Annotated in this window: 5 protein-coding genes; 2 read left to right on the top strand and 3 right to left on the bottom strand. The window is 34.6% G+C overall.

The annotated features are described in order from the left end of the window. Positions 1 to 211, top strand: a 211-nt coding sequence (gene pnuC, locus ACKI2P_RS10790) for a nicotinamide riboside transporter PnuC (protein WP_407377486.1), incomplete at its 5' end; no start/stop codon positions are given. 26 nt (positions 212 to 237) lie between these two features. On the opposite strand, the gene ACKI2P_RS10785 is transcribed toward pnuC, so the two are convergent. Further along, entirely contained in the window at positions 238 to 2463 is a 2226-nt protein-coding gene (locus ACKI2P_RS10785) for an Ig-like domain repeat protein (RefSeq protein ID WP_407377484.1), read from the bottom strand. Positions 2464 to 2606: 143 nt separating this feature from the next. Between ACKI2P_RS10785 and ACKI2P_RS10780 the strand changes: the two genes are divergently transcribed. Next, complete coding sequence (locus ACKI2P_RS10780) at positions 2607 to 3455, top strand: HEAT repeat domain-containing protein (protein WP_407377482.1); 849 nt, start codon at positions 2607 to 2609, stop codon at positions 3453 to 3455. Here ACKI2P_RS10780 and ACKI2P_RS10775 read toward each other — a convergent pair whose 3' ends face one another. After that, positions 3456 to 4280: a carbon-nitrogen hydrolase family protein gene (locus ACKI2P_RS10775; RefSeq protein WP_407377481.1), complete on the bottom strand. Its 825-nt coding sequence runs from the start codon at positions 4278 to 4280 to the stop codon at positions 3456 to 3458. It lies immediately after the preceding gene. Between the two features lie 43 nt (positions 4281 to 4323). After that, positions 4324 to 5030, bottom strand: a 707-nt coding sequence (locus ACKI2P_RS10770; protein ID WP_407377479.1) for a PsbP-related protein, incomplete at its 5' end; no start/stop codon positions are given.

Here is a 5030-nt window from a genome sequence, read left to right as displayed (position 1 = left end):
AGGTCATGGTATTCTTGCAATATTTTTGATAAAACGATATGCTGAGCAATGGATCTTGTGGATTATAGTCAATGTTGTCACATTGATAATGTGGATTTGGCCTTTGATAAACGGTACAGGAAGTTGGGCTATCTTCATAATGTGTGTTATATATCTGTTCAATTCAATAATAATGTATATTAAATGGATAAAAGAGGCTAAAAATGAATAAATAAGTTCTCCGGTATTGCCAGAGAATTATTTAATTTTAATCGATGTTGTAATTGTATCTTTTAAGTAAGTAATTTTTACACTGTGTTTTCCTTTCTTAAGATTTTTAATGACATTTTTCTTAATGGTCAATTTTGCAATTCCTTTTGAATTGGTTTTAGCAGTGTATGTTTTGCCGTTAATCTTAAACTTAATCTTTTTGTTTTTGATTAGGTTTTTGTTTGAAGATTTAAGTGCAGCTGTCAAAACTACTTTTTTAGCAGATTTTTTAGCGGTTACAACCTTTTTGCTTTGAAGAGAATGCTTTACCACAATCTTGTTTTCAACTGCAAATTCCTTGTATTGGATTTTTATGGTGTGGGTAGCGGGTGCAAGGTTTTTATCAAGCTTTATTGTAATGTAACCGTTCGCATCGGTTTTGTAGGTGTTCTTTTTGTTGTCTATCATTACGCTAACGCTTTTTGAAGCGCTTTCCGCTTTTCCATCATCTCCGATTATTTTTATCTTTAGGTTTTGATTGCTGTTGTAGTAAACATTCAGGTTCTTGTTTCCTGTGATGCGTTTCACGATTTTCAAAGTGTTGGTCATGCTGTCGTTTAACAATGGGGATGATACGCTTATTGAATATGTGCCGACAGCTAGTCTAGGATTGATTCTCGCTATACCATCTTCATTTGTCTTTGTATAATATTGATTCTTACCAACAGTAAATGTAATCAATTTGTCTTCAATGCCATTTCCGTTTTCATCAATTAATTTTACTTGATAGTCATAATCACTGTTCCAACCACGGGCCATATCAGATGCATCAACTGATGCATTTTTAACATGAATATTGATTTTTTGACTTTGCGGGAGGTAGTAATCATCTCCGCCATATTCGATTTTGGCCTTGTAATCTCCTGAAGGCAATTTTGATGTCAAAATAAGTGCAGTTCCGTTGGATATTGTTGAATAATATGTATTGCCGTTCAATTTAACAGTCACTGATCCGGTAGCATTACTTGCCACTGTCACTAAAATTTCACAATCCTCGTCACAGGTGGTGCTGATGTCGCTGACGCTAAGGTTGGAGTCCTTTTTAGAAGTTTCGTTTTGAATCAGTCCGGCCAAAATTCCGTCATCAATATTTTTTTTACAGTAATGCAGGTATGATACGTTAAAGTATTCCATAACTGTTTTTGTGATTACCATTGCCGGAATCAGAGTGTTTATCTTTTTTGGAACAATATTTAATATTTTCAGAAAATCTTCTTTGGTGTTGTTTTTCAGCTCATCAAACAGTGTATTTAACATGGAAAATGGGATTATGCGTGTATTGTCATCAATATAATTCAGATATGCCAATACCTTTTGGGTATTGGTGATGCCGCCTCCGTTTCCATATAAATCTTTTATTGGCTTAGAATTGTCAATATTGAGTTTATCCAATTCCGCCAAGGTTCTGTTTCTAATATTTTCTATTTCAGTTTCATTAGGAAACATTGCACTTACATATTCAAGATAACATGAATTGGATCCTATTGGCATACTTCCAAGCTCAACTGGGGTTCTGTTAATGAATTTAATTACTTCTGTACTTCCGCCTCCGAGGTCAATGACCAATCCGTCATCGGTTGTTATGTCGCTCATGTTGTTTGCCTTAAAGGTTGTCATGGCTTCTGTTTCACCTTCAAGCAGATGAATTTCAATTCCCAAATTATTTTTCACTGTTTCAATTACCTCGGCACTATTGTCAATTTTTCTCAGGCTGGCTGTTGCGAAGTAATATCTGTTTTCCACATTAAGATAATCCATAAGGTCTTCAAAATCCTCATAAATGGATATCAGTTCATCAATTCCTTTGTCAGTTAAAGTATTGTTGATGACATATATTGCTGTGACTGATTTTTCTTCCTGTGAAACTACTTTGCTTGTTTTTCCACTATTTTTAAGCTCATATACTGTTAATTCAATCGAATTTGAACCAAAATCAACAATTCCATAGAGTTTGTTGGGATTTGATGATGTGGCGTTATTGCTATTTGATGAAATATCTTTATCGGCGGTGATCTCGATTGTCTCGTTATTGTTTAAAATAGGTTCTGCTTCAGGAATATCTTTAATGGTGTTTTCAGACTCTAAACTCACAACTTCATCCTGAGTGAAGCTCTGATAAATGTCAGAGGTTTCATTGATGTCTGCTGCCACAACACCTGAAAGTGAACAACATATTAAAAAAATTATCAAAACATAAAAAAATTTGTATTTCATTTTCCCTCTCCGTTTCAAAATTCCTAATACTATTTTTTTATTTAATTTAATTAAAAGTATGTAGATTTTTTGTTTTGTTTAGGTTAAGGTTATACATTGTTTTGTTATGTAGATTTATATATGTCTAAAATCTAAGTATTATCATGTCAAATTTAAATTTTGAAGAAGCTATTAACAATTTATCAGATGATGACGTTAAAGTTCGAAAGGAAGCTGTTGAGTCATTGGTCGGAACTACTGATGAGGCAGCTATTGAACCATTAATCAAAGCCACTACTGACGATAGCGCTCAAGTAAGATTTAAAGCAGCCGAAATTTTAGGCAGTATGGGTGATGTGGCTGTAGATAAACTAATTGATGAATTCACTAATGCTGAAGGTAAAGACAAACGTTTTTTAGCTTTCGCACTTAAAGAAACTGAAGATAAAAAGGTCATTCCTTATTTTGTCGAAGCAACTGATGATGAGGACTTTGGTGTAAGAAAAGTTGCTGTTCGTTCCCTTGGTGAGCTTCAGGCTGAAGATGAACTTGATACAATAGCCAAATGTCTTGAAGACGAGGACTGGGGTGTAAAACTTGCAGCCATCCAGGCATTAGGTGACCTTGCAACCGACGAATCCATTGACCTTATTAAAAAAGCAAGAAAAGAGGAAGATGATAAGGACTTCAAAAAATCTTGTAATAAGGCAATCAAGAAAGCTCAAAAAAGACAAAAAGCCAAGGCTTCAGGCGAGTCAATTGTAAAAGTTATTCCTATGAGTACCATTAAGGAAATGGAAAAAACCAATCCTCAAAAGGCTATTAAGGAGTATGAAAGGTATGTTGAATTAAAACAGCCTAAAGATGCACCTTACAAAAGATTATGCGTTCTTTATAGGAAAGCCAATGACTATGACAATGAGGTTAGGGTCATTGAAACTGCCATTGAAGTGTTTGCAGACAATGACAAAAAATTAGGATACTTTGAGAAAAGATTGGCAAAACTAAAATAGTTATTTTCGAATAACTTCGTAGAGATCTTTCCTTTTGTTTTTCAAAAGTGGAAGCTCTTCTCTAACTTTTTTTATTTCACTTAAATTTATTTCAGAAAATATTATCTCTTCATCGCAGCCGGCTTCAGCAACTATTTCTCCCCACGGGTTTGCAATAATTGAATGGCCGTAGCTGTGATAACTTGCTTGCTTGTTAAGTGCAGGTGCAACGCCCACTGCGTAAACCTGGTTGTCAAGTGCACGGGACCTAAAAAGCAGTTCCCAATGGGCAGGGCCGGTTGTCAGGTTAAATGCTCCCGGATAAAATAAGACCAATGCTCCCTTTTCCACCATGATTCTTGCCAGTTCCGGAAATCGAATGTCATAACATATTCCGATTCCGATCTTTCCGAATTCTGTATCTGCAACTGTAAAATCATCCCCTGCAGTCAGGACATCTGATTCCTTAAAAGTTATCTTATCTTTGACATCGATGTCAAAAAGATGCATTTTTCTGTGTTTGGCTATTATTTTGCCCGCTTTATCAAATAAATAAGATGTATTGTAGAGTTTGTCGGATTCTTTTTCAGGAATCGAACCGGCAAGGAGATATACATTATTTTTACAGGCAAGTTCGGATAGTTTATCTAGTGTATAACTGTCATTTTCGTTTTCCCCATATTCAATAAATTTGTCATTGGAATATGGACAGTTAAACATTTCGGGTAAAACAATAAAATCAGCGTTTTTTGAAGCCTCATTAATCATTGAACTGGCTTTAGTTAAATTTTCCCTCTTATCATCAATTACATTCATTTGACAAAGGGCAAGTTTAATTTTGGTCATGGTAATCTCTAAAAATAAAAAAGAAGTATGAAATTAATCATACTTAAGCAATATCTGCAGAATTTATCACACTATTAATGCCTTCAGAAGTAATGGAGTTTATTGAATCTCCGGTTGCTTTAAATACATATAATTTGCCATCTGTAAACATTGAAACATATCTTGTGTAATCTCCATCTGCATTTTCCCAAATCATGTTTGATGCGTTTCTGCCGTCTAAAGTGATAGTTTCAACAAGTTCGACAGCATCTCCATTTTGAATCGCATAACTGATTCTTTCCTGATTTATCTCCTTAAGAGAACTTGCATCACTACTGATGTTATAATATTCTATAGTAGTGTTGTTCGCATCGGCGAAGAATATTGCACCTTCAATATCCTCATCAGTAGCATTTATCTTTTGCCAAGAGTTAGGATAGGAAAATGAAAAACCGTCTTGTTCATATTTCACCAAATCACCTGCTTGCATCGGTGAGATGCTATTATTGCCATTGTTTGATCCGGTAATGATAATTCCGCAAATAACAATAAAAGTGATAATTAATATAATTCCAATAATAAGTTTTTTTTCTTTTAAAATATCGACTATGCTTTCGTCATCAGAACTTTTTTTCTCTTTTTGAGTTTCTTGGAAGATGCTTTCTTCTCTGCGAGCTGCAACTTTTGGTTTTGGGAATTTGTATCCACAATTTCCACAAACAGGAGCTCCATCATAACTTGGATTTCCACATTCAGGACATTTTTTCACAG

Source organism: Methanobrevibacter sp., assembly GCF_045541095.1.
Taxonomy (GTDB): domain Archaea; phylum Methanobacteriota; class Methanobacteria; order Methanobacteriales; family Methanobacteriaceae; genus Methanocatella.
Note: the sequence above shows the minus strand (reverse complement) of the source record. Positions and strands in the feature narration are given on the sequence as shown.

Coding starts and splice junctions, on each gene's coding strand:
- ACKI2P_RS10785 (WP_407377484.1), bottom strand. CDS start 2,463: ATGAAATACAAATTTTTTTATGTTTTGATAATTTTTTTAATATGTTGT.
- ACKI2P_RS10780 (WP_407377482.1), top strand. CDS start 2,607: ATGTCAAATTTAAATTTTGAAGAAGCTATTAACAATTTATCAGATGAT.
- ACKI2P_RS10775 (WP_407377481.1), bottom strand. CDS start 4,280: ATGACCAAAATTAAACTTGCCCTTTGTCAAATGAATGTAATTGATGAT.